This is a genomic window from Fibrobacter sp. UWH1 (assembly GCF_002210365.1).
GTDB lineage: Bacteria > Fibrobacterota > Fibrobacteria > Fibrobacterales > Fibrobacteraceae > Fibrobacter.
The window spans coordinates 1-25,437 of sequence record NZ_MWQG01000014.1 but is presented as its reverse complement, the minus strand read 5'-3'; the positions used below and the strand labels follow the sequence as shown (position 1 = coordinate 25,437).

Annotated in this window: 16 protein-coding genes and 2 tRNA genes; 4 read left to right on the top strand and 14 right to left on the bottom strand. The window is 42.6% G+C overall.

All coding sequences use genetic code 11. The features are described 5' to 3' along the window. Positions 1-267: 267 nt before the first annotated feature. The gene (locus tag B7992_RS16640; RefSeq protein WP_176421887.1) at positions 268-489 is read right to left on the bottom strand and encodes a hypothetical protein; all 222 of its coding nucleotides are present in this window, start codon (positions 487-489) and stop codon (positions 268-270) included. A gap of 62 nt (positions 490-551) precedes the next feature. Here B7992_RS16640 and B7992_RS08100 point away from each other — a divergent pair, with 62 nt between their 5' ends. Together B7992_RS08100 and B7992_RS08095 are read left to right on the top strand one after the other, a co-directional pair. Further along, positions 552-926 carry a PAS domain-containing protein gene (locus tag B7992_RS08100; protein ID WP_073159242.1) on the top strand — a complete coding sequence of 125 codons (375 nt, stop codon included), beginning with the start codon at positions 552-554 and terminating at the stop codon, positions 924-926. A gap of 146 nt (positions 927-1,072) precedes the next feature. Continuing rightward, complete coding sequence (locus tag B7992_RS08095) at positions 1,073-2,581, top strand: GGDEF domain-containing protein (protein WP_088666001.1); 1,509 nt, start codon at positions 1,073-1,075, stop codon at positions 2,579-2,581. Between the two features lie 91 nt (positions 2,582-2,672). On the opposite strand, the gene B7992_RS08090 is transcribed toward B7992_RS08095, so the two are convergent. From B7992_RS08090 to B7992_RS08065, 6 genes are all read right to left on the bottom strand, one after another. Then, a tRNA-Asp gene (locus tag B7992_RS08090) sits at positions 2,673-2,748 on the bottom strand. Between the two features lie 190 nt (positions 2,749-2,938). Beyond that, positions 2,939-3,014: transfer RNA gene (locus tag B7992_RS08085), tRNA-Asp, on the bottom strand. A gap of 164 nt (positions 3,015-3,178) precedes the next feature. Continuing rightward, complete coding sequence (locus B7992_RS08080) at positions 3,179-4,066, bottom strand: thiamine pyrophosphate-dependent enzyme (protein WP_254917654.1); 888 nt, start codon at positions 4,064-4,066, stop codon at positions 3,179-3,181. A 207-nt stretch (positions 4,067-4,273) separates the two neighbouring features. Next, positions 4,274-5,740 carry a glycosyltransferase gene (locus B7992_RS08075; RefSeq protein WP_088666000.1) on the bottom strand — a complete coding sequence of 489 codons (1,467 nt, stop codon included), beginning with the start codon at positions 5,738-5,740 and terminating at the stop codon, positions 4,274-4,276. An 11-nt stretch (positions 5,741-5,751) separates the two neighbouring features. After that, positions 5,752-7,884 (bottom strand): T9SS type A sorting domain-containing protein, encoded by a 2,133-nt coding sequence (locus B7992_RS08070; RefSeq protein WP_141100411.1) that lies wholly within the window; start codon positions 7,882-7,884, stop codon positions 5,752-5,754. 17 nt (positions 7,885-7,901) lie between these two features. Continuing rightward, positions 7,902-17,318: a neuraminidase-like domain-containing protein gene (locus B7992_RS08065; RefSeq protein ID WP_088665998.1), complete on the bottom strand. Its 9,417-nt coding sequence runs from the start codon at positions 17,316-17,318 to the stop codon at positions 7,902-7,904. Positions 17,319-17,764: 446 nt separating this feature from the next. Between B7992_RS08065 and B7992_RS08060 the strand changes: the two genes are divergently transcribed. After that, a complete protein-coding gene (locus tag B7992_RS08060) occupies positions 17,765-18,925 on the top strand; it encodes an ATP/GTP-binding protein (RefSeq protein WP_254917653.1) in 1,161 nt (386 codons plus the stop codon). Positions 18,926-18,927: 2 nt separating this feature from the next. After that, positions 18,928-19,602, top strand: a complete 675-nt coding sequence (locus B7992_RS08055; RefSeq protein ID WP_176421886.1) for an RloB family protein — start codon at positions 18,928-18,930, stop codon at positions 19,600-19,602. 50 nt (positions 19,603-19,652) lie between these two features. On the opposite strand, the gene B7992_RS08050 is transcribed toward B7992_RS08055, so the two are convergent. The 7 genes from B7992_RS08050 to B7992_RS08020 form a co-directional block, all read right to left on the bottom strand. Then, positions 19,653-19,958: a hypothetical protein gene (locus B7992_RS08050; RefSeq protein WP_141100410.1), complete on the bottom strand. Its 306-nt coding sequence runs from the start codon at positions 19,956-19,958 to the stop codon at positions 19,653-19,655. A gap of 262 nt (positions 19,959-20,220) precedes the next feature. Further along, the gene (locus tag B7992_RS08045; RefSeq protein WP_088665994.1) at positions 20,221-21,909 is read right to left on the bottom strand and encodes a S8 family serine peptidase; all 1,689 of its coding nucleotides are present in this window, start codon (positions 21,907-21,909) and stop codon (positions 20,221-20,223) included. 1 nt (position 21,910) lies between these two features. Beyond that, positions 21,911-22,573, bottom strand: coding sequence for a hypothetical protein (locus tag B7992_RS08040; protein ID WP_141100409.1), 663 nt, complete (start codon positions 22,571-22,573; stop codon positions 21,911-21,913). Continuing rightward, a complete protein-coding gene (locus tag B7992_RS08035) occupies positions 22,563-23,399 on the bottom strand; it encodes a TIGR02147 family protein (RefSeq protein ID WP_088665992.1) in 837 nt (278 codons plus the stop codon). The genes B7992_RS08040 and B7992_RS08035 overlap by 11 nt, the downstream gene beginning before the upstream one ends. A 158-nt stretch (positions 23,400-23,557) precedes the next feature. Then, on the bottom strand, positions 23,558-24,151 hold the full coding sequence (locus tag B7992_RS08030; RefSeq protein WP_088665991.1) for a GNAT family N-acetyltransferase: 594 nt from the start codon (positions 24,149-24,151) through the stop codon (positions 23,558-23,560). Positions 24,152-24,187: 36 nt separating this feature from the next. After that, on the bottom strand, positions 24,188-24,418 hold the full coding sequence (locus B7992_RS17150) for a hypothetical protein (protein ID WP_254917652.1): 231 nt from the start codon (positions 24,416-24,418) through the stop codon (positions 24,188-24,190). A gap of 143 nt (positions 24,419-24,561) precedes the next feature. Further along, the coding region (locus B7992_RS08020; RefSeq protein ID WP_254917651.1) for a thiamine pyrophosphate-dependent enzyme at positions 24,562-25,437 on the bottom strand (876 nt) is incomplete at its 5' end.

Genomic DNA, 25,437 nt, shown 5'->3' with positions numbered 1-25,437 from the left:
GCCTTTTTTGGCGAAAGTGGGCTCCAAAAAGAGTTGAATCCTCTGTTTGGAGTCTATTTTTATAAATAAATTAACTGTTTGCGGCTTTAAATTTTGCTTTGATTGAAATCTATGGATTCCAAATGAGGCTAATTTGCTGTTCTGGAGTCCATAATGCCAATAATAATGGACTGTAAATTCTGTATAAAGTATTTTTCTGGACTCCAATGTTGCAAAAAAGAAAAATTTGGAGCCCATTTTATATAATTTCCGCCACTTGATAGTATATTAAGCTCCATGAACAACCCGAAAATTAATCGCCTTATAGGCTACATCATTTTGTTCATTGGCTTTTTCCTTTTTTATAGGGGTTTTAAGCCTGTGGGTGTGTCGGACAATATTGCCGATGCGGATTTTGTTTTGCTTGCTTTGGCCGCCGGTTTCCTTGTGGGTTCCACTGTGTGGATGATCAAGAAGGTTCGCTGCCCTCATTGCAACAGGCTTCTGCATTTGAAACTGTATAATATTGATGTCTGCCCCCATTGTGGAAAATCTACAGACCCGGATGAAAAATGACTAATCTCAATCCTTTCTTCAAATCTATCATCGATCAGGACAACACCGCCATTGTGGTGTGCGACCTGAACCATACCATTGTGTACATGAATCCTTTTGCCTGCGTGGCCCAGGCCAAGCGTGGGGGAGCCGCCCTTATTGGTCGTTGCCTCATGGATTGCCACAGCCCCGATTCCAGGGAAAAGATCCAGAAGGTGATGGATTGGTTCAAGGCTGACAAGTCCCACAACCGTGTCCATTCCTTCTTTAACGAGAAGCAGGTGAAGGACGGCTACATGATCGCCCTTCGCGATGAGAACGGCGAACTGATCGGCTACTACGAAAAGCACGAATACCGCACCAAGGACGAAACTCCCTTTTACGCCTTTTGATGGTTAAAATCAGCCGCTTTTTGTGATTTATGTTACAATTTGGAATGGAAAAATGCTTCAAAAAAACTTATTTGAAGCATTTTTTGCTACAGCTCCCATATTATAGAATAGATTGTTAACATAGTTTTACAACCTGTTCTTATTGTATGTTGAAGTGGCTGAAAAATTATCTGCTTTATGCGACAGTGGACCCCGATGAACTGACGAAGGTCGCGGGTTCCGTTTCGCGGAGTAACCAGAAGTCTCTTGGCGCGTATTCCCTGATGGGGATGTTCTTTTTCGGCGCCATGTTTACCCTGTCTGCGCTTTCTGAAATTGCTTCCCTTAATCACAATGTGGTTGCCTATTCTTCGGCCACGTTGCTCTGTTTCTTCATTTTTATGGCCAACCGGTATTTAACCAAGAAGAATCCCCGGATGGTCATCTTTCTCATGTATGCATTCAACTGGCTCTTGCTTTCCTTTGGACTCTACCTGACGTTTGTGACCTCGCCGGAGCGTATTACGGTTTCGCTTTTGGTAATGCAGATGCTTACCGCCCTGATTTTTACGGATCGCCCTTACAGGTTCCTGATCAGTACGTTGTTGCTGGACGTGGTTTTTGTACCCCTGGCAATTATGTATAAGCCTTCCGAAATTCTGGTGCTGGATATTGTGGACGTGCTGATTTACGGTATCATCGGTCTGGTTGTTGGCTCCTTCATGTCCCGTATGAAGTTCGAACGTTTTGTTCTTGAACGTAAGGTGGGCGAGCTGAACGATGAACAGGGTTTGACTCATTACATCAAGTCTATGGCCGACATTTACGAGACTGTTGTGCAGATCGACGTAAAGACCGAAACCTTCCGCGCCGTGATCAACAAGACTAACATGGTGGAGTTTGACGGTCATGAGAACTTTGGCAAGCAACTTCTGATTGCCATGAGGGACGCCATTGATGAAAATGGCCTTGAAGCTCTTGTTCCCTACGCCAATATTGCCGCCGTTGCCCAGAGCATGAAGGGCAAGCGAACCATTACTCACGAATTCTTTGGTAAGCGTCTTGGTTGGTGTCGCGGCCGTTATGTGGCCGTGGGTTCTATGTCAGATGATCTTGTTCCCGAGCAGATTATTTTCGCTATCGAAAACATCAACGAAGAAAAGAATAAAGAGAATAAGCTGATTACCCAGGCGCAAACCGATTTGATGACCGGATTGTATAACCGTACCGGTGGCGTCAACAAGGTAAAGCTTTCCTTGCTAGAAAACAAGGTCGGCATGCTCTGCCTGTTCGATATCGATAATTTCAAGTACGTCAACGATACCCACGGACACCAGGCGGGAGACCAGGTTATTATTGCCGTTGCCGAAGCCATGAAGTCCGCTTTCCGCGATGAGGATATCTTGCTTAGGCTTGGCGGCGATGAATTCGTAGTCTACCTGAATGGCGTGGCTACGGAAGATCAGGGGACGCTTGCGATCCGCCGACTTTTTGATGAAATCGACAAGATCAAAATCGACGAAATCCCGGATTATAGGGTGTCGGTCAGTCTAGGTGCCGCCTTCTTCAGGAAGGACTCTAGCCTTGACTTTAACGACCTGTACAAGCAGGCGGATACTTGCACCTACCAGAGCAAGAAAATCGAAGGCAAGTCCTTTACGTTCTTTAGAGATTAGCTTGGATAGAAGTTGTTGAATGTCGCAAGCGTAAAATAAATGGTTCCTTTTCAAAACAAAAAAAAGCTTCTCTTTCGAGAAGCTTTTTAAGCGGGATAGACGAGGCTTGAACTCGCAACCTCCGGCGTGACAGGCCGGTGCTCTAACCAAAATTGAGCTACCACCCCAGTGGTTTGTCTGGTCTTTCAACCGACGCACCAAATGTACTAATATGTTTCTTTGTTGTCAAGGGAATTGCGGCTGAAAATGCAAAAAAATGCGTGAAAATGCAAAAAAAAAACGTGCCGTCCAACAATAAAACAGCATCGGCTGATGATAAAAAAAGAACACCTTTCTTTCGAAAAGTGTTCTTTTAAGCGGGATAGACGAGGCTTGAACTCGCAACCTCCGGCGTGACAGGCCGGTGCTCTAACCAAAATTGAGCTACCACCCCAGTGGTGAAACAAAGATATAAATATCCATAAATTTTGTCAAGCCATTCAGACCAAATTAAAATAAAAAACGGTCTCCGTTCGAAAGAACGGGACCGTTTTTTGCTTTAACGACTAGACCCGGGCGAAGCCCTTGGGGGTCCAGGGGGTGGAGCCCCTTGCGTCGCTAAAGGCTGATCAACCCTTCAGTGTCCTGGGACATTGCGGTGTAGAATGCAAAGCGTGCATCCACTTCCTTCTGGAGGTCGTCGGCCAGCTTCTTAGCAACTTCCGGGTTGTTACGGGTGAGCTGCTTGTAGCGGTTTTCGGTGTAGATGTATTCTGCAACCGGGATAGTCGGGGCCTTGGAGTCGAGAACAAGGGGAGCCTTGCCTTCGGCAGCGAGAGCCGGGTTGTAGCGGAGCAGAGTCCAGTAACCGGAATCCACAGCCATCTTCTGGTGTTCCAGCTGGCTGTTGAGATCGAAGCCGTGGTTGATGCAGGGGCAGTAGCAGATGATCAGAGACGGACCATTGTGAGCTTCTGCTTCCTGGAGAACCTTCAGAGCCTGAGCGTCGTTTGCGCCGATGGCGATACGGCCAACGTACACATTCTTGTAGCTCATGGCGATAAGACCGAGGTCCTTCTTGCCAGCGCGCTTACCAGCGGCAGCGAAGAGGGCGACGGCGCCACGGTTGGTGGACTTGGAAGCCTGTCCACCAGTGTTGGAGTAAACTTCAGTGTCGAGGACGCAGATGTTCACATTTTCACCGGTTGCCATGACGTGGTCGAGACCACCGTAACCGATGTCGTATGCCCAACCATCACCACCGAAGATCCATACGGACTTCTTGACCAGGTAGTCGGCGAATTCGTCGCGGAGGCTTACGGAAGCTTCGTCGGTTGCACCAGCGAGAGCAGCCTTCAGTTCAGCAACGTTAGCGCGCTGAGCCTGGATGCCGGCTTCGTCGGACTGATCCTGAGAAGTGAGCTTAGCCTTGAGTTCGGCAGGAACGTTCACAGCTTCGAGGAGGCTTACAGCCTGGTTTGCATGCTTGGTGATAGCCAGGCGCATACCGAAAAAAAAGCGTTTTTTTTACAATTAAAAAAGTTTTTTACATTGTTTTCTAAATTTCAAAAATTTGAATACGCTTTGAATACAAGAAACGACTTCATATCAAAAATTTATCCACGAGGTACGAAGTCGAAAAATCTAAAACAATAAGCCCAGACTCTAACGAGTCAAGGCTTATTGTCATCGTTCAGAAAATTCTGGACGTATTCATTCTCCCGTTTGTTCAGGTATGGCCGACGCCAACATTGCCAATCGAGTCGCATTCGGATGAATCGCTTCCGCACTACGAAACAAACTGCTCATCTTTTTCAAATTACTAAGTGATGTATAATCGTGTAAAATCTGATCAATGAAGTAAAGTAAGCACCTTGGTTTTATATATTCTATATGAAATCTATTTTTTATACCGCAGTCTTCAAGCCTTAAGGCATTATCCATTTGGTCTTTTCCTAGCGGCAACACAAGGAATGGGACTTCATAATAAATACATTCCTTGATTGTTGCCAGACCACCATGAATAATAGCGCAACAAGTTTTTTGTTTATTTTCATCAGACTGAAGTTTTTCATGCATTGCATTAAGAATTCGTCTCTGCGGAGCCCACCCACAGACTGTTACATTATCAGGGCAATCCCATTTTTTTTGAATAAGGGTTGACCCAACACAAAGAATAAGATGGTAATCCTTCATTTCTGCAGATGCCATAGCATCAATCATTGATTTAAACAATGATAGGGCACTATCTTCATAATCAAGAATTTGGGAACCAGCCGTTACAAAAATCAAATTTGGTTTCTCTAGCACATCGTCCCATTCAACGGAACCGTCATCATCTATTGGCATCAATTCTCTAACTATACAAGGCTCCCCATAATGAACAAGCGCTCCATGATGATTAGCGTAATTTTTATAATCAAATTGCTGCGGACACGGAATAAGTTCATTGAACGTCCGTAAAGGTGTCACAAACTCCTCAAGTGTGCAGTTACAATTCTCATGCCACAAATCAGGATTAGTCTGATGATTCCTTACAATATTAATTAGCATATTTTGTTCTTCTGGCGAAAACGCCATCAAATTCTGCAAGGCATGTATTGCAGGGTCGTCATTCGGATGACGAAGATATGTTGTCGATATGGCAAATTGTTTCAACTGTCCACTGATAGAAGAGGCGGTATTCTTAGAATGATAATAGAGAATCAATGTTTCTAACGAAGTAAAATATCCAGACACAAGCATATCAGGCAGCCTGGTCGTAATAGTATTCCTTAAAGATACCGCATCACTAATAATATTAGCTGAAAAAGGAAACTCAGACATTTGAGCATCTTCATAACCCAAACAAGCCATTACCCAAATATGATCCGTTTTCCATCGGTTACTCGGAGTTGTTTGAATTTCGTTCGTATACCCCTTGGGATATGTTTTCGACAAAATATTATTGTAATGATATATGCAATATTTTTCAGAAATCGGATTAACCGTTACATAATCACTAATAATTTTCCCACAATCACATATTCCCATATACTCGACTTCATATTTATGGACTTTTTCGTCATTGATGGTTACACACTGCGAATACAGGTAATCGGCCCAAGCAAAAGTAGGAAGCCAATGGCCCTCTTCCTTATATACATCAGGCCAAAAAAGGATTTTCTTCGGGGCTGCCATAATGTTTTCTCCTATTTCAGAATTACCACTTCGCACTTTCCGCTCACCCGTACAATGTAGTTGCCGGGTGTTTGCATAGTAATCGCTGTCGTGCCTGTCGCCGAGAGCGGCTTCGCAACAACCAAGTGACCAAGCGCATCGAAGATGCGGACATTCCCGCCCTGAGTATTGGAGAGCGTAATCGTCATGCCATTCACCGCAAGGTTGAATTTTTTTTGCGGGGGTGCCATCACGAAATTCGACTTCTCCGACGAACTGCTATTTGCCTTTGACGACGAAGATTTTGCCGAGGACGAAGACTTCGCTTCGCTTGAAGAAGATTCCTGCTTTGCAGAAGAACTACTCGGCACAACGCTAGACGAACTCTGTTCTTCAGAAGAACTCGAAGGCGGAGCCACAGAACTAGAGGAATCTTCCTTTGAAGAACTAGACGATTTCTCAGAGCTGCTGCTTGGAGCCTGCGACGAGCTAGATTCAACAGACGATGACGAAATTGATGAAGACGATTCCGTGCTAGAACTACTCGACTGCGAGCTGCTGGACAGACCAAACTTCGAATAGAATTCTTCACAGGATCCTTCGCTTACGAGAATCGGATAATTGCCCTCGCAGTATTGCCAGACGCCGCTATCGTCATCAAGGCCTGCATTCGTGTTGAGAGTTTCAACAAAAGCCGGCGACTGCATGACCGCGGTCGTTTTGCCAAGGACATTTGTCTGTGTTGAATTTCCATCAAGTTTTCCAACAGCGTGCATTGTGTCAGGGGTAGAAATGGCTTTGTCATAGTAAACGTTGCTTAAACGGCTATATGACGCTTCAAAAGTAACACCACCATACCTGTGATTTTTTGCATTTTTTTTAGTTTTTAGAACTCCATACGATGCACTTATTTGAGAATTGTTATAAGACGCGCCCTGTATACTAGCCACAAGAGATGATGCATAGAAGAAATTTTTACTTCCAATATTTACTCCTTCTCCTATGATTAGGTTCGATCGAGAATTATTCAAATCACATAGATTTGCTTCACCAGCAATTCCACCAACATAAACATTATAATAGGTTCCGCTATTACTATTATTGGGTGAAACGAGCGAATCTATTTGTATGTTTGCATACGAACCAGAAACAATTCCACCTAGATCTGCAGAACCAGAAGTATAACCATCCATATCCCCTACGATCCCTCCTATACTCCCATCGCCAACACCATTTACAATTAGCGATTCAACAAAAGCGATACTATTGAGAATTTGGGTATTTTCACTAGTACTTGCGACAATTCCACCAAAAACCATATGAATGGGACTTGATTCTTTGTTCTGTAATTTTATTTTCCCATTAAACAGACAGTTTTCTACAATACCATTTTTTCCTGAATATACGGAAATCCCACCAAAATACCCATTAGTTACAACCACCTTATTTATTGGTTCAAAAGTGCAATTTTTTACTTTCCCATAATTATTTATAACAATGCCTGCCCTATTAGCGGCTTGTTTTATTTCATTAAACGCACCACCTGAATAGCCACTAGAATAATAGGCTCCAATTGTTCCCGTACTATTACATTTTTCTATCAAGCCTCTATTTATAAATGCTATGCCAAAATTTTTTGCAAAACAATTTTTTATGGAACCATAATTTGTATATGCAAAACCAGCAATTTGTTTCGCACCATCATTCTCTTCAATAGAATTTTCAATCACTCCATAGTTTAATGCAACCCATGTAACAACATTACTTTTCTTTACAGAAAAATTCCTGAGGATAAAATTTTCACCTGTATAACCAAATATTGCGCCATTGGAGAACAACCCAAAGATTGTAAAACCAGCTCCATCAAAAATGCCGTCGTATACACTTGAATTAGAAGCTCCAATGGTTGATGATGAAATTTTGCTAGTTAGAGAATCATTGTCCATAAAATGGATGTCATTCCCAAGAATTGCATTTATCTTACTTTCACCTTTTTCATTCACCTGATACGCAAACCAAGCAAGTTCACTCGGACTTGTGATAACGTAATATTCAACGCCATCTATTTCTTTGGAAGATGGTTTTGATGTTGAGCCATCCCAGTCTTCGGCGAACGCAAAAAAAGCGAAAAAAAGGAAAACAATGTAGAAACACTTTTTCGACATAAGAACAACCTCCATTTTTATGCTGTATAAGTTAAAAATAGAACTACTTTAGCATTTACAAAGTTGACCATCGAATCGGCATCCATATCTCTTTTTAAATAAAGAGTGAATTCGTCTGTTAAGCGCGCACCTTCAAATGGCAAATATTGGTCACTATGAAAAGATATATCAAATTTATCAAATTCTGAAAAAGACATTCCCGTAGCCCAATTCCTATTTGTTAAATCCCCTTTTGTTATACTAAGTTTGGCATATAATCTAGTATAAGAAGCAACAGGAGTTTCACAAATAATTTGAACACGCATGTCTAAAATACGCATATTTTCATTACATTCAGAAATTTTTTGATTAAGATCTTTTATTGTGATTGAGCAAGTTCCTTCACTAATTTTAGGAGACAAATTTGCCTCTACAACAATTGGTTCCGTAATTGTAGTTTTATGTTCATCATTCTTCAAATATGCCTTTTCCATCCTTCTCAAGTCAAGCAAAATCCTTTCTGGAGCAAGCAATCCCTTGTAGAAAGAGTCCCAATAATTGTTCTGAATATATGGTTTGTTATTGTTGTCATTCGGAATTTCAAAATGATAAGCATTCTCTGCCATCCTGGCAACTTCAATTAGAAGATTCACATATTTTTTGAAAGTTTTGCCAAGTTCCTTTTCAAGCCAAACATACAATTCATTGTTCGTGAATTTTTCGCTAAGAGCTTCGTAAACTTGTTCAGAGCGAAGAATTTCGTTTTCAATATTCTTATGTTTCTTCTCAACTTGTTGAGTCTTGATTTCGTTAACGACTTCCTGCTTTTCGACTTCGACAACTTCGGCGTCGGCTTCTTCGTCTTCCAGGAGCCATTCCTTTTTACGGCGTTCCAGTTCAGCCTGCAACTTTGTCTTTGCGGCATCCAACTGTCGCTGAGCAAACCTTGCGGCGTAACTTTCAGCAGCACTTACAAGGTTCTCGGCCAATTTCGTACCGCCCAAAGATTCTATGTCGAATCTCGGGCCACCGAATGCGTTCACCACGGAGCCATATTTGAAATCAGGGATCTTGAATGTTGCAGAAGCGATGTTGCGGACTTTCTCGACAGTTTCTTGGATTTTCGCCACTTTCTCCATCAACTTCTGATACTTCTTCTCGGCAGCAGACACAAGGTGCATGGCCTTTTGCTTCTTAGAGGTATTCTGCTTTGCAGTCTTCTTTTCTTCAAGCCGAACCTTTTCGGCTTCCAGCGACTTGACTTCCAATTCTTGGACTGCCTTGCTCTCTGCAATAACAGCCTTGTCACACTTGGCCTTGAAGACCTGCAACTGTTCGGCGTCCTGTTTTTCAAGAATTGCAAGCAAGTCTCGGCCCATCAGACAAGCATCCTTCGCCATATCAACAGCAAGTTTGACGATGACGCGGAATCGATAGATGGAACGTTTTTCGTTAGCAGAGTTCAAAATAGAATCAATGGAAAGGCCCATTGCGCGAGCCTTCACCAACATTCCCGGGTCAATGGGTGGCGCAAACAGGGCAAGCGTACGCTTGACTCCCTGAATGTTGAGACTATTGCGGATTTTGTACAATCTGTCGGCAACCATATCCCAATAAGAGAACAAGGTATCGTTGCGTGGCACGGAAAAATAGAACATCGATTCTATGATATTTCCGGTACGTTTTGCCTGATCATCCATCGCACGTATATTCAGGACCTTCGCCTTGTCCCTACCAACAAGAGCCGAATTTTCATATTTTATAAACGCATTGCCCAAGTCATCAGTCTTTGAAAGCAACTGCCGAACCGTCAATGGAGATACAGCATCTGGTTCTGGCGCTTCAGAATTCTTGGGACCAAGTAATTCCGCCGCAAGCACATAGAACTGAATTGCCAAATTCACAGATTCCGTAGTATCTTTCGTAAATTCCTGGTCTCCCCATCCAATGAGCACATCCAGATACTTCATCACCACATATTTTTGGTATGCAACATTGCGATAACGAGCAATCAGGTGAGGATTGAAAGGGTCATTCTTCCACTTATCTACAAGCGACGAAAGTGCAGAACGGTCAGGCAATTTATCTTGCGCTGTAGGTTGTCCCAACATTTCCAAAACGGATTTAGCAGCGTCCTTATTTGCAAAGAACGGCAAGAACTTCCAGTATCGCGCACCCTTGGGCAAATCTTGGATAAAATATTTCGTTCTTTCATAGGACGAGAACTTTTCCCTAGGGTCAAACACAAGTTGTAGCCACAGCAGGGCTTCTTCGTAGCTCTGTTCCGCAATCATCTTTTCGGCAATGAGCATCGGGACATAGAAGAATAGTTCCCAGTTATACATGGCATTTGCGCCACCCCATACAAAATCCACCATGGGAGCCGGGTACGGGCCATCTACATTAGCCTTGTTGGGCCAGTAATTGTAACGGAAAATGGTCTGGCCCAAGTCCCAAGCCTGCCAGTCGCCCGCCATGTAGTAGCCGAGATAGACGCTGAAATAATAATTGTAATACGAGTATGAATAATAATAACTGTCAGATATCGGCAAGGCCTGAGTTTCGCGCGTATAAAGCCACTTTGTTCCTCCGTCGCGATAGCGCTTGTAGAAATCGTCAACCAAGGAATGGGACAGCAATTCGAAACGGAAGTTCTTCTGAGCCGAATTCGCCTTACCGTCTTTCGGCACAGCCTGCACAAAGAAAGTTCGACGGCCATCCATGTAGAAGAACGGCAAATATTCCACCTTGTCATCCTTGTCCAATTTCAACATCGACAGGTTGGTTGCTACAATACGGAACTGACCTGGCGTATAGTTCAATACAACATTATCTTCTGGATAATTAAATCCTTTGTTTCCGCATGTAAACTCATCTGCCTCGGTAAATATGCCATGAATAAGTTTCGTGCGTTCAGGAGCAAAGTCGTCTATCGGCTGATAATCGGCAGTATACATTTCAAGTTCATCCCGCCCATCGGCATAGACCGTCACAATCGCCGCACGTTTGAAATATTGACGGCTCTTGTCATAGATACGCTTTGTCACTTTATTCACCTTAGTCGAACCATCCATGACCTCGGTAGTTCCGACAACCTCTTCATATTCCTGATAATGGTAAGCCGTTTTAACAATAGAAACAGACACTCGGTCTATCGAGGACACCGTTTTCAAGTTATAGCGGTCATCAATCTTTTCATTGTCGCCAAGAGCAAAATCAAGCGGGTTCGTCGATGCATCAATTAGGGCGTTACTTGTCATGCGGGTTCCCGTCCACTTGGTACCCGTATAACTAGTCCAGCAGATCTGGATTCGAGCGTAATATTCGATTGTTTCCAAACCTCCCTCGGATGCGGCTTCGAGATTCCGCTGTCCCATGGTCACCTGTGGCCACAATAGATAAAGGCGTTGGTTTACAATCGCAGGAGAAACCGTTTCCGACGGAATATCGACATCCAACCGTTCCCACGGAGTCCACTCTCCCGAAAGAATCGCTTTCGCCTTGTATTTGCGGTAGTAATAAGTATGGGGTTCCCCCTGTGTGCGGCCAACAATGTGCAGAGTGTAAAGGATTCCACCCTCATTGCCACCATCTTCCTTGGTCGCACCGATAATTTCAATACTTGAGACTTCACGAACTTTCTCAAGATACTCATACAGGGCGTTTTCAAGGCTTGCATGGTCATCAGAAAATTCCTGGATACGGTCTTCCAATTCTTCAAAGAAGGGGGTCTTGTCATCACGTAAATCAGATGCAATCCAGTTTTCAGGATAAAGGAACACCTTGCGGGCCGCCTCCCACACGCGGTAATTCTTCATCCATTCCCATTCGCCACGCTGTTCATCGGTCAAAACATTTTGGCCCTCCAGGCCAAGTTCTGCACGCTGGACAAAAAGCTGGATAGATGCCGATGCCTGAACGATGCGTGAGATAGTCATGTCGGGTTCCATCTTCACATCCATCAGGTAATAAGCATAGATGTCATTTTCGTCAACAAACTGTCGCGGGTAGCGACTTACATGTTCAGAAATAGAATCAGAATCACTAGGCGGAACGAAACAGGAATCCCAACACACATACGCAGCTAGGGCATCACGTTTTCTCTTGCGAAGGTCATCGTTCATTTCTTGAGCAAACTTCAACCATTCGGATTCCTTGGTGTTGCTCTTTATTGTTTGTTCAAAACGCATTACATAAGCATTGAAACCAGCATTATCTTCATACAGCAATTGCTCCAAATCGGGAAGTACGCAATGCGTCTTGGCATATAATTCATACGATTTTGTAAACTTCATCCAGCCTTGGGCACTGGTGTATGAAGAAGCAACTATACCAAAAGAATCATCTCTCAATCTTTCAATCGTATCGCCATCAATCGCTAGAATGTCTTCTAGTTTTTCCCAATCGCCTTCATTTTCATTTTTCATTAAATTAGACAACAGGTCTAAGTTAAACTCTCCTGAAAGCAACCGATCTGTCGTATAGTTAGCATAGACAAGAGTCCACATGTTGTTTAGAGGTGATATGGTAGGATTCGAGGGTTGCTCTATCAAAGCAATTTGCACAAATAAATTATTGTCCAGGTTTACGCCCTGATGCGTCGTCTGGATATAATTAAACACCCTTATTTTTCTTGCAAAGTCAACATATACAGGAATTTGCTCTTCGGGATATTCGGGCTTCTGAATTTCCGTATTTTCATCATTCTTGAAAGCTTCTTCCCATATATGAAAATTACTGTAATAGGTAGAGAATGCATTATAAAACGGAATCCAAGCCTCATTAAGTTTTATAAGCGTTTCAAAATCCTCTTCAGCAATGCCAAACTCCGCACCCACTAAAAGATTTAGATTATTTTCCCATTGACCTTCTGGAACATTCCTATCCCCAAGATCGGCAACAGCTATGTTTGCGGCAAAGTCCCTTGCTGCTTGATTTTCATCTTCACTAATGGGAGCAAGAAGATCAAGATAAAATTCCGCATCAATGGAGGTTCCCGAAAGGATGCGCCATTCATCGGAGAATTTTCTTATTCCTTCAAGACTGTGCCAATCACTATTGGTCCATACTCCATATTTTATAATTTTGTCTAAATTTGAAAGTGAAACGCCAAACGTTTTTGCAATAAGAGTGTATCGATAGCATTCAAAAAGCCCTTCTAAAAGAGAAGCATTCTCATCAACATCTATTATGCCATAGACCCTTATCGAGTCCTCTTCTGACAGCTTTAACCCCTGAGTCAATAATTTGAGGACAATGCGGCGATATCCATCATCTTCCTTATTCACGTTTACTAGCAGATTCGGCAACTGATAAACTGAATTAATAAATTCTGCCGAAGCCTCTTGTTCGCCACCCAGAACAAGGGCTTCCTGTACAGAGACTCCATATCGACCAATCAGTTCGCAAATCACATCTAGTTTTTCAAGGGGCAAGTCAAATGTCAACAGTACATCGGAAAGCGACCAGCCAAGGATATTCTTCCTATGTACAAGCACAGCCATCTTCTTGAAGAAGGAATCCCAGTCAACGGGCGTTTCAACTTCCTTTTTATTGACTATTGTTGTTTTCCCAGCAAATTCGTAACCATTGATATTGGACAACTGGTAAAATTTTGAATCCTTGGGTCTGTAGCAAACATCACTAAAAGTATCTTTTCTTAAAATTTCATTCAAATCCTGAATAGTGAATCCAGTTCTTTGCATGAATATAGCGACACGTCGCAAAATTCCAATGTAAGTTCCTGCGGAGGTATAATTCTTGTCAGGATATAGGACTTTATTAGCAAGTTCCTTCAATCCCCACAAATCCCAGGTATTGTATTGGTTATTGAATTGTGCGAGGGCACTCTGTTTTTCTGGATCCGTACTCAGCAAGTCAACAAGGCAACGCTGATTAAAATCAAGACGCAATTCCCTACAAGTGTTTGAACCCTCTCCGTTCAATTCCTGCGCTTCAGCAATGTCGTAGAAATGCAACGACAAATTAGAAAGAATTTTCTTGGCCTTGTCTCGACTAAAATTGGCTGGCAGCTGGAAGGGGTATATCTTTGTTGCCAAAAGGTCGCATGCCGCAGCATCTATTGATGATTTATCAGGGGCTTTAAATTCAAGGGGTTCCGCTCTTAATTCAGCCGCAGTCACTCCATCAGGATTATTATTGGCAATCAGTCTTGCCTTTTGACCTCTATCCAGATTCTCATCTACCAAGCACTCCAATAATTCTATACCCAAGTCAATTGTCGGCATCGGTATTTCTGCATTTGCCTTGGTCAGTTGCAAATCAAGGTAATCCGGGCGACGAGCCACAAACATGCTATAAGCGGAGCTTTTCTTCAGGAACTTCAGCAGGTCAATATAATATGCAGAGGCGCTAAGTATAGATTGCCCCTGAGTTGCTTTGGTGAAGTTAATATTCCCGAATAGCCCCGCCCAATTTGCAGTATCTCGGGTCGCTTCACGAATTTTTGCTGTATTCGTGCTGATTGTAGACCTTGTGGCCTTCAACATTCCCACTTTAGGAAGCGCCCGCGGAAGAGCCCGAAGAGTTACATTCTGTGAATCTTGAATGTTTTGCGGAGACGAACTTTCCTCTTGTCCTTCATTTAATTCATCTTCTTCAAAAGCGTCTTCTTCAATAGGTTCTTCACCAGAACTTGTAACATATGCCTGGATATTGAGAGCGGCTTCCGCCATATAATTCTGGGCAAGTCGATGGATTTTCCTTGCCTCAGACACCTTTCCAACTCCGTTACCATGCCGAGCGATAAACTCATTTTCGCTCATCGTAGAAATCTGGTAAGCGGATTTAAAGTCATGCTTGACGAGGTAGGCAATTGCCTTTGCGTTCTCAGTCAGGTGATAGAGCCGCTGCAACTGCAAGATTTTCTCTTTATTCTGCTTTCTTTTTTTGTCTCTTATCTCTTCTTCGGTCAATTCTTGCGTTTCTTCACTATCGTCTTCTTCCGTGGCTCCGTTTTCTTGATTTTCAGCAGGTTCTTCCTGTTCTTCACCTTCATCTAAGGCAATAGGTTCAGGATCCGGTTCAAGTTCTACACCAGAAATATCAAAGAAAGTTTCATTCTTGCCAATATATTCATCCAAGTCAGTGTCAGAAAGTGAGAACTTTTCCCACTTCGGAGTCGTTAGCTCTTCGCAAACCTTCGCCCAGTTCGAGCCTGATTCAAATAGGCCTTTTAACTCCCACAACAAAGCCTGCTGCGGGTACCATGCTATAATCCGCTCCGAAAGTTGGCGGGCGTAAATAATTTTCTTCAAGTTGACGTTGTTGCCGGGAAATTCCGCAGGCAATGCACAAGGAAGGGCCTCGTCTAATTTTTCGGTCGGTTCGTTTTCGTTATTTAATGGATCGTCTCCAGAATTTGGTTCCTGTTCCACCTGTCCGTTATCCGAGTTGTCTTCATTGTCACTTTTATCACTTTCGTAGCAATAGAGAACATAATAATCTTCTGCTATAGCTTTTACAATATTTTCCCAGTCCGAGTCTGCGAGACGCAACAGGTCCGAGAGTTTTTTGAATTCAAAATTCTCTTTTTTCGTCACATAACGATAAGTGCAGACAACCCCAGGAGCAAACTTTTCAAAGAACTCGTTAAGGTCAAAAACGGCCTTTAATCTAGAAATTTCATCCTGCGTCAGATGAGGAACTTCAATTACCTGCACTTCAGGCAAAATACCATTTGCATCAATTTGAATGTCGTATTCTTCTTCCTCTTCCGGTTCTGTTTCATTTTCTGTTTCGCCCGGCTCAGTAGGAGAATCGCCTTCTGTCTGTTGATTTATTTCGGGCAGAACGTTTTCTTGCAGCAGTTCAATAAACGCATCGATATCAGCTCCCACGCTATAGTAGGCTTCAAGCAATTCTTCGTAAAGAATCTGGTTTGCCGATTTAGGTGTTTCTTGAGATTCCTCTTGGTTCTCTCCTTCTAAAGAAGGTTCATTACCGGTTCCTTCACCTTCGCCAGCGACTTCCTCGCCTTCGCCTGAAGATTCTTCCTCAAAATTTTCTACGGCAACATAGTGCGGAAGTTCCGTTACCTTTTGTTCTTCTTCAGAATCTCCGTCATCTTGTGGCGTGTTTGCGCCGGAACCATTGTCACCCGAAGCCGGACTGTCCCCAGAATCAGCAGGAGTTTCACCATTCTCTGTAGTTTCTCCCTCTTCGGGATATTCGATACTCAAGTCTTCCTTGATATACAGGCTGAGCAGCTGGCTTATGGTAAGGGAATCGTTCTTGTCGTCTTCGTCTTCCGCGCTCCGCAATGTTCCGCCATTCACCAGCCTTTGCCACAGGTCTAAAATAAGCGAGGTGTCAACAGGGCAAATCAACCCGTCGGATACGGCACCAAACAATGTTTTTTGGATAATAGTAGGCTTAACCTTGGTCAGTTTGTAGAGCGTAGTGACTCCTTCTCTCAAAGCCAAGGCAAAGAAAATTTCGAGCCAACTATTTTCTGCGTCTTGTTCCAGACTGCCATAATCATCGGGATAACGATTTTGCAGCTGGAGAAGCATGCTGTAGGCTCTGAAATAAGCCTGTACATTGCTTTCAACAACCCTTTCTCGCCCCGCGACGAGAGGGAACACCGTGTTGGAGTTCAAGAAAGTACTAATTGCATTGATTTTTTTCGTGTTGTTTACCGGTGCTGTGCACCAAGAATCAACCGTATTCCGATAAACGCGAAGCAATAAATCGAGTTTCGCATACTCACACTCAAAGGTTTCCTGTTGTGACTTTAGAGTGAAGTTTATTTCCTGTTCTGTTTTTCCGTTGAAAACAAGGTGTTCGGTCGATTTGTGATAATATATTCCACCCTTTTTCTCATAGGCTTCCGCATAAAGAGAGACTTTGTCTTTTCCGTAATCTTCCTTCGAATCAAGCAAAAGGCCTACCGGCAACAAAGAAGAACTATATCGTCTCTCATATTTACCATCAGAACCAGAAAAAGTTTCACCCAAAATTTTTTTTTCAAAATATCCCGAGGGGGCTTCACCGTCAACAGAGGTATCGACAAAATGCAAGCAATAGGCAATTATCTTTATATTCGCAAGGATGTTGCCCTGCTCATTTTTCACAATTCCAAAAATACGGCAATCGCCATTCTGGTCGGGAGATTTCAAGATATCAATTGCCCCCACCTTCAATGCAGAACTTGGTTCCCTATAAGTATTGGAGGTCCAGAGATTATTGCCCTGATAATCTTCTACACGAATCCGAATCGTGGGAAACTCAAGCGATTCGTCACCATTCTGAAAATTTCCACGAGAGTAGGTCAGCGTAAAGGAGCCGTCGGCGGAAATACCCGATTCTGCTATTTGCTCAAATTGGCCGTTATTATTCAAGTTGTCGGCATAAACTTTACCCTCAAAAAACGGGACCCCGTTCTTGTTGAGAGTTCCAGAAACAGTCCAATCTGTAGGTACAGGATAAGCCATATAGCCCCCTCTTTGTTATGACATCAACAACATCCTAATATGGAATGCATAACACTAAATCTACACAAGGTTTTCAGCCTAGTCAACATTTTTAGTACAATAATGCTTTAATTTTACATTTGGCTGCATTTTTCTACAACAATTTTATAAATTTCAGAATTTTGAATACGCTTTGAATACACTCCACAAAATGCTTGCAAGTATTTAACGCAAGAAAATGACAAATAATTGACGACGTTGTTATAGAGAATTCAGCACACGTCAACCAACCTATTTCGTAACATTCGGATCCGCAAAAACAGATTTTAATCATTGTTTTTGTAAATTTTTGACGAGAATTAAATTTAAAATTTGCTTTTTCGTATTTTATTTTCTATAATAATGGCATGCTTATAGAATTTTCTGTTAACAACTATAAATCGATAAAAGACGACCTAACGCTAAGCATGATGGATTTGAAAAATTCACCAAAGGCTTTACCCTCTGTAGTTCTTTACGGAGCGAATGCTTCTGGAAAGTCAAATGTTCTGCACGCATTGAAGATGATGCAGCGAATTGTTATGAATTTAGATAGGATTATGCTTTCTACGGATAAATTACCATATAATCCCTTTAGGCTATCCTCGCAAACAGAAACAGCTCCAACAAGTTTTGACGTAGTATTCGAAAAAGAATCAAAAAAATACAAGTACGGATTCTCCTACAATTCAAAGGAGATTGTTTCGGAATACCTTTTGGTGTATGAATCCACTCGTCCGACAACTATTTATGAATTTGAGAAAAACATATTTAAACCAAATTCTAAAATTCCTTCATTAAAGAAAATTGTTAAACCAAATAATTTTCTTTATTTATGGGAAGCTGACAAACAAAATGTGGAATCAGCTAAGGTGGTTTTAGAATGGTTTAATGCATTAACCCACATATCCTTTGATGATGAAGGTGGATTACGTGGTATTTTCTCGCCCCAATGGCTAGATTTTTTAGATGAAAAAACTCAAAAAGACATGATTGCAGCATTCTTGCAAGCAGCCGATACTGGAATTAAAGATGTTTTAAAGGATGTTTCTAGCTTAAAGAAGCAAAAAAGAAAAATGGCCGATGGGTCATTTGAAGATTTTTTTATTGAAAGCCGAACCGTTAAAACAATTCATGAAAAGTTTAGTGTAAATAAAAAGAAAGAAGGTATGGTGCCTTTTGATTTATTTGATGACGAATCAACCGGAACAAAAAAAATGTTTTTCATAGCAGAATTGTTTGTTGCGGCTTTATTGGAAGGACACGTTCTTTTTTTAGATGAAATGGATGCTAACCTACATCCGATTTTGACTCGTGAATTAATTAAGTTTTTTAACGATCCTGAAATCAATACATTGGGAGCACAACTAGTTTTCACATCGCAGGATACAAACTTACTAGATCTTTCTTTGATGAGAAAAGAACAAATATATTTTGTTGAAAAAGATCATTTCGGAGGATCTCATTTAGCGTCTCTTTCAGATTACAACAATGTTCGGAATTCTGATAAAATCGAGAAAAATTATATTTTAGGGAAATACGGAGCAATTCCTTATATCGGTAAATTTGACTTCTTTAAACAGGTGTAATTTTGGCACATCGAAACTTTAAAACCAAGTCTTTCAAAAGGAAGAGAAAAACGCTTTCTCTTAGAAAGCTTTTCTTGATTGCATGTGAAGGTGAAAAGACTGAACCAAACTATATTAATGATTTGATTCAATCGGAAAAAGACGCAAGAAGAATCGCCTCAGGATCAAAAGTTTTGATTGTAAACCATCAGCATACGGATCCATGCGGCGTATTAACCGATTTATGCTCCGACCCAAAGTATGAAGACGCGGAACAGCGTTGGATTGTAATTGATCGAGATGCTGTCGAAAACATCAAATCAGAAAACGGCGGACATACTCAAGAAAATTTTGACAAAGCTTTATGTGGCGCATCTGAAAAAGGTGTAGACGTCGCTTATTCAAATCCATGTTTTGAACTTTGGCTTATTTTGCACTTTGAATATAGGGATTCGTCATCAAGCCGTATTGACGTTCAAAAGAAAGCCTTGCAATTGCTAAAAAAGAGCAAACTATTGAAACCAAACGCAACCATCAATGACCTAAAAGCAGAAAAGGGCTTATTTACAGCTTTGGGCGAAACGAGACTAGAAAAAGCGGTAAAAGGTGCTGAAAAACTGTATGAAATAAATGGCGGTACACGCCAAAATCCGTGTACAACTTTTCATAAATTGATTGAGGCGATAAAAAGCTTTTAGATGACAAAGCGGTAATCGCTATAATATAATTGCGAATAACAATAGAAATGTCACCCTTTAATCCCGCGGACTAAACCTTTTTGAATAACCTTTTGCGGCGTTTTGAAGGCATTCTTGATTCTAGAAGCGTCCTTATAATCTATGCGGTGCAATGAGGCATACTTATAAACAAACCATACCATTGCATTTCGAGCAATCATAGAGGTATCGTTGTCTTCACAGAATGTTTTTATAGCATCGACATCAAGTTCCTTACTATACCACATCAGATTTTCAAACTTAACGATTTGGGCTGCCGGCGTACCGAGATTATCACATACACTAAGAACAATATCTCGCAATTTTTCAGATCCCAACGAACTAACCATCCTATTATGCGATATGTCGAATGGAATATTGCCTTCATCTTCTTTTATAATAATTGTTGAATACGGGCGATTTGTCGATCATATCGATTTTATCGTCATCAACCCACTCTTGGATTTTCTTCTTATAATCTTTATCTTCTTGTTTAAAGGATATATAGCACTTATGTCCCATTTTTCACCTCTCTTTTTTACGTTAAATTATCCAACAGCACCTGTGTCCCGGCGAAAAAAATATTCCCTTCTCATTTCTTTACTCATACCACAAATTGTAGCCAAGAGCGACATTTCCGACTCCAGAATTTGCATATCGAATTATCCGTATTTTCAAATCGCTATTAGAGTTCGCTGTAAACTCTACCGCTTCAAACGGATTGTCTACACTATTTGAATACGCTATATACAAACCATCTTGAATTATGTACAAATCAATATCTTGAGAAATCGTCTTATTTGAAAAAACATACGATCCAGGAACAAGCCAAGAAATTGCTATCCGATACCTTTTATCTTTTACAATATCCGTTTCCGTAAATACAATAGAATCGCCAGTAAAGCAACAAGAATTTGTACCACGCCAATATCTAGAGCGCGTATTCCATCCCAAGTCCTCGTACAACGGAATTCCCTTTGCCGCCGCACTAATGTTGTCTTGATCAAAAGAAACCGCATTGGCTATTTGCTTTGTACTCCCTGTAATCAGCAGAGCCTTTGCCATTTCCGGGCGATGTTTGAAGAACGGATGTTGGTGCAGGACATCGGCCATAACTCCAGCAGAAAAAGCAGTTGCATCACTTGTTCCACGAGACACTCCGTTATAAGTAGAGTCATGGTCATCTACAAAGTGTGCATCATTCGGGAAAGAGAAATAGTCATAAGTCGCGATTTCCGGCTTTTGATTTTCTATCTCGGAATTTTTCCACCGAGAAAATGTTTCATAGTTGTTTGTAAAAGGGTAAACGCCCCCTACCGTAATGGCATTTAGCGCCTTTCCCGGAGTTGTCACATAAAAAGATCCCGTAGAAGATGTTTGATTTCCGGCAGCAACAAAAGACGCTATATCATTTGCATAAATAAAATTGTCTAATACAGCATCGTTTGCGACGTAAGACGAACCGCCATTAACAGAATAAGAATGAAATCCTATTTCTATTTTCGAATACGGCGCAATATTTGGCGACTCTCCTTGTGCATACTGATACAAAACAGCATTGGGTGCCGTCGTTTGAAAAATACGAACCATAGATGTCGCGTGTCTTGTGACTCCACTAGCGCATGAGCTAGTCTGCACAAAATTTGACGTATTTATTATAGAAGTCTTGGGGCAACCATTTTCTGCGATATAGGCACCGATTCCGCTACCATTGTACCCATTCGCAAAGGCCCATGTAGACACACGCGTCGTATCTAGAATTCGCGTATAAGTAGCAGCGTCTTCCGCTTCCATAATTTCACTAATATAAACCGGTTCCGAACCATTCAGCAACGAATAGATTTCTTCAGCAGTCAACGACGCTGTATAACTCGGAATATAAAAGGACTGATTCGTCTGTATGCTATTAAAATAATCCGTTTCTGAAACAGATACTCCATTTAGCCAATAATGACGCACCCCATTTTCATATCGATATTCCGCAGATATGGTCCGTTCATCTTTTTTAGGAATATTTAAAGAAGAAACCTGGACATTCATTTTCACTTGTCGAGGGATAAATGAATGGGTATTTACGGTTCGACTTGACTTCACTTTTCTGCCTAAGGCATCGTAGCTCGCTGCAGCAGAATCCGCGCCCCAATTTAGGCTTCTTGAAGATTCCAAGAATTCCTGAACTCTTGGCGAAACAGAACTATGGGGTTCATAAGGTGGCAAATACGGAACTTTCTCTTTGCCCGCACATACGGTCAAAGAAAAGAGTATTATTCCTAGCATTAATCTTTTCATTTTACCGATTCTCCAGGCACCTTGTTTTCATATTTTCAGCGTAATCATTCAAAATTGACTCGACACTTCCATTCAAATGTCCTATTGACAAAGAACAAGTCAGGTGCAGTTTTCCGCTTTCACAGTTTACTAAATGGCGAAACAATTCCCCACCACCATTTTGGCAATATTTTTCAAAATCCAAAAATTCATCTTCACAAATGGCATGGTCAAGATAAAGATTGTCTATTTTTTCATGCGAAACAATTCCCCATTCATCCGCAGTTAGGAATAATGTACGCTGGGAAATATTCCCCACACCGAAAGCGTTAACGCTCCGCACACCAAATTCCATGTAGTAGGCGTAGACATGGCAATCAAAATACGGATCGATATTCTCATAGGAGAAATAAATTTCTCGCTCACCCCTAAAATTAATTTCAACCCAATATTTGGATGAATCAATTTCATGATCATCAATATCTGCAGTTTCAGCATCAGCGAAGACCTTTGTAGAATCAACCTGATGTTCCAAAACAGCCTTTTCATCTGCAGAAATCGCCACTACCGAATTGTCATCTACGGTTCCACCCGCAGTAGAAGATTCTGAACAACCAAAGACCGTCCATACCAAAGCACATATCGTTATAGGGGCAAAACATTTTCCAAACATCTTACTTTTCATCGTCTGCACCTTCTATTTTCTCGGTCAACGGGAACAGTTGCAAATTCAGGCGCAGCACCTGATTCACCTTGTCATCGTTTGCAACAATTTCTAGAACCTGCTCGCGGCACTTTTTCAGGACTTCGACAATTTTTTCAAAGGCACCATCCGAGACACCCATGGTAACACCCGCGACATAGCGTTCATCTGCGGCAAAGCGGTCAATCGCATCGACCGCAAATGTCGCCATCTGCCTGTTCATGGAACGCACGGCCAAAGACATGGACTGAGTATCACCGCCAAGCAACTTATCTGTCTGCGAATAATTGCCGTCATCCGTCTTTTTAAGGAGTCCCGCACGGACCTGGAACTCGATAGATTCCTTCACTTCTTTCGCAGAAACTTCATGAACGCACTTGCCCGCAATTTCTTTCGGCACGGCTCCCGGCATGGCAGGCGCCAATTCACGCACTACGGGGTGTACCCAAGAATCGTAATATTTATACGCCTCGGCCCCGACAAGGTTCACCTTGCTCGCCTTTGCGATAGTCTCCATTTCGGCATAAGCGAAATGTTTCTTGTCATCGGTCTTTGCTTGCGCAAACATAACCAAGTTGAAAAAATAGTCGCGCTCAATACCCGTAAAATTAAACGCGTCCGCCACCTTGACGGTCGCCTTCTTTCCGAGGTTTGCCTTACCCTCGCATACTTGCTTCATGAATACCGGCGAAACAAAGCCCGCCATTTTCGAATAGTCGCGCCACGAAAACTTCGACGTGCGCTTTTTCCAGTCGTAAAAATCCTGCAAATAGCGCCGAAAATCTTGGTACCTTAAAATCGATTCCATACTCCAAAAATATTAACGGGTTTTCACGCTGTCAATATTTTTGATACAAAAGTTTTATCTTTATGAAATTTTTAGACTTTTCTGTGAAATAATATACAATCTACACATTTTTTGAATACACTTTGAATACGGCGCAGAGAAAAAGAAGGGGCGTAAAGTCAATATCGTTTTTGAGAAACCGCTACCAAGCTCTTTCGGAGAGATTCTGCGTAATGGAACAGATCGCAGCACATCATGCGTGTACGCAACGGCTCATTTTCGTGAAGCTGAAGGCTTTCTCGTTCTTCTTTTTCTGATTTGAATATGAAAGAGAACTCATTGTTTCCATAGAACTTCAAGACAGACGGTGCGTTGTAGGCATCAACGGCGAGAAATCTGCAACCAGTCTTATTATGCGAATCAGAAAACCAAATTTTCAAGAAATCAAGAATTTCGGAACCAATCCCATTCCCCTGAAAGTTCTCATTTACAGCAAGACGACCGATTAGCACAGACGGGTAGTTATGAATCAGCCTCTTGGGATATGGCACCTTATCTCGCAAGGTGCGACGCATCTGCCGAGCCTGAACGCTTCCGTTCGATATCGTGAACATCGATGAAATTTCGCCAGATTTCTTATGCACAAAAGCATAAGTCTTTCCGAAAAGTGTATGCTCGTATTCAGCAGCATCACAATGGAAAAAATCATCAAGGTCCTTATCACCACAAGAAAAAAAGACAGGCCCGATTGAACCTGCTTTTCCTGTAAACACATCAACCTGCAGTTGGTCGAAATATAATTCATGTAATTAGATCTTCGCAGTTCTGAGAATAGACATAGTAGACTTGGCCTTCTGAGTCAGGTCAAGTTTTCTCTTCGCCTTCAACACGCGGTTCGCCTTTTTCACGAAACGGTCCGCAGCGGACTTGCCCACGTACCAGGCAGATGCCATCATGCCGACGCCACCGAAGATGCCAACACCCAGGTATGCAGCCCAGTTGGCCGGAGCCGCCTGGGACTTGTTCAGGATGTACATCATCAGCAATGGAGTGTGGGGGAAGTTTCCCCCTTTCTTTATATATAAAAAAGACGAGAGCCGAAATTTCTTCGACTCTCATCTTTATTACTTCAGGTCTGGATCCTTCGCGACCATCGGTCGCTCAGGATGACGACGTTAACCAATTACAGGCTAATCAGGCCTTCAGTGTCCTGGGACATTGCGGTGTAGAATGCATAGCGTGCATCCACTTCCTTCTGGAGGTCGTCGGCCAGCTTCTTAGCAACTTCCGGGTTGTTACGGGTGAGCTGCTTGTAGCGGTTTTCGGTGTAGATGTATTCTGCAACCGGGATAGTCGGGGCCTTGGAGTCGAGAACAAGGGGAGCCTTGCCTTCGGCAGCGAGAGCCGGGTTGTAGCGGAGCAGAGTCCAGTAACCGGAATCCACAGCCATCTTCTGGTGTTCCAGCTGGCTGTTGAGATCGAAGCCGTGGTTGATGCAGGGGCAGTAGCAGATGATCAGAGACGGACCATTGTGAGCTTCTGCTTCCTGGAGAACCTTCAGAGCCTGAGCGTCGTTTGCGCCGATGGCGATACGGCCAACGTACACATTCTTGTAGCTCATGGCGATAAGACCGAGGTCCTTCTTGCCAGCGCGCTTACCAGCGGCAGCGAAGAGGGCGACGGCGCCACGGTTGGTGGACTTGGAAGCCTGTCCACCAGTGTTGGAGTAAACTTCAGTGTCGAGGACGCAGATGTTCACATTTTCACCGGTTGCCATGACGTGGTCGAGACCACCGTAACCGATGTCGTATGCCCAACCATCACCACCGAAGATCCATACGGACTTCTTGACCAGGTAGTCGGCGAATTCGTCGCGGAGGCTTACGGAAGCTTCGTCGGTTGCACCAGCGAGAGCAGCCTTCAGTTCAGCAACGTTAGCGCGCTGAGCCTGGATGCCGGCTTCGTCGGACTGATCCTGAGAAGTGAGCTTAGCCTTGAGTTCGGCAGGAACGTTCACAGCTTCGAGGAGGCTTACAGCCTGGTTTGCATGCTTGGTGAT

Bases quoted from the DNA above. Each gene is read 5' to 3' on its own strand.
- B7992_RS16640 (WP_176421887.1), bottom strand. From the start codon at position 489: ATGCAGAAGCCTGTTGCAATGAGGGCAGCGAACCTTCTTGATCATCCA.
- B7992_RS08095 (WP_088666001.1), top strand. From the start codon at position 1,073: ATGTTGAAGTGGCTGAAAAATTATCTGCTTTATGCGACAGTGGACCCC.
- B7992_RS08040 (WP_141100409.1), bottom strand. From the start codon at position 22,573: ATGAAAAGTAAGATGTTTGGAAAATGTTTTGCCCCTATAACGATATGT.
- B7992_RS08100 (WP_073159242.1), top strand. From the start codon at position 552: ATGACTAATCTCAATCCTTTCTTCAAATCTATCATCGATCAGGACAAC.
- B7992_RS08060 (WP_254917653.1), top strand. From the start codon at position 17,765: ATGATGGATTTGAAAAATTCACCAAAGGCTTTACCCTCTGTAGTTCTT.
- B7992_RS08070 (WP_141100411.1), bottom strand. From the start codon at position 7,884: ATGTCGAAAAAGTGTTTCTACATTGTTTTCCTTTTTTTCGCTTTTTTT.
- B7992_RS08075 (WP_088666000.1), bottom strand. From the start codon at position 5,740: ATGGCAGCCCCGAAGAAAATCCTTTTTTGGCCTGATGTATATAAGGAA.
- B7992_RS08045 (WP_088665994.1), bottom strand. From the start codon at position 21,909: ATGAAAAGATTAATGCTAGGAATAATACTCTTTTCTTTGACCGTATGT.
- B7992_RS08080 (WP_254917654.1), bottom strand. From the start codon at position 4,066: ATGCGCCTGGCTATCACCAAGCATGCAAACCAGGCTGTAAGCCTCCTC.
- B7992_RS17150 (WP_254917652.1), bottom strand. From the start codon at position 24,418: ATGATGTACATCCTGAACAAGTCCCAGGCGGCTCCGGCCAACTGGGCT.
- B7992_RS08035 (WP_088665992.1), bottom strand. From the start codon at position 23,399: ATGGAATCGATTTTAAGGTACCAAGATTTTCGGCGCTATTTGCAGGAT.
- B7992_RS08065 (WP_088665998.1), bottom strand. From the start codon at position 17,318: ATGGCTTATCCTGTACCTACAGATTGGACTGTTTCTGGAACTCTCAAC.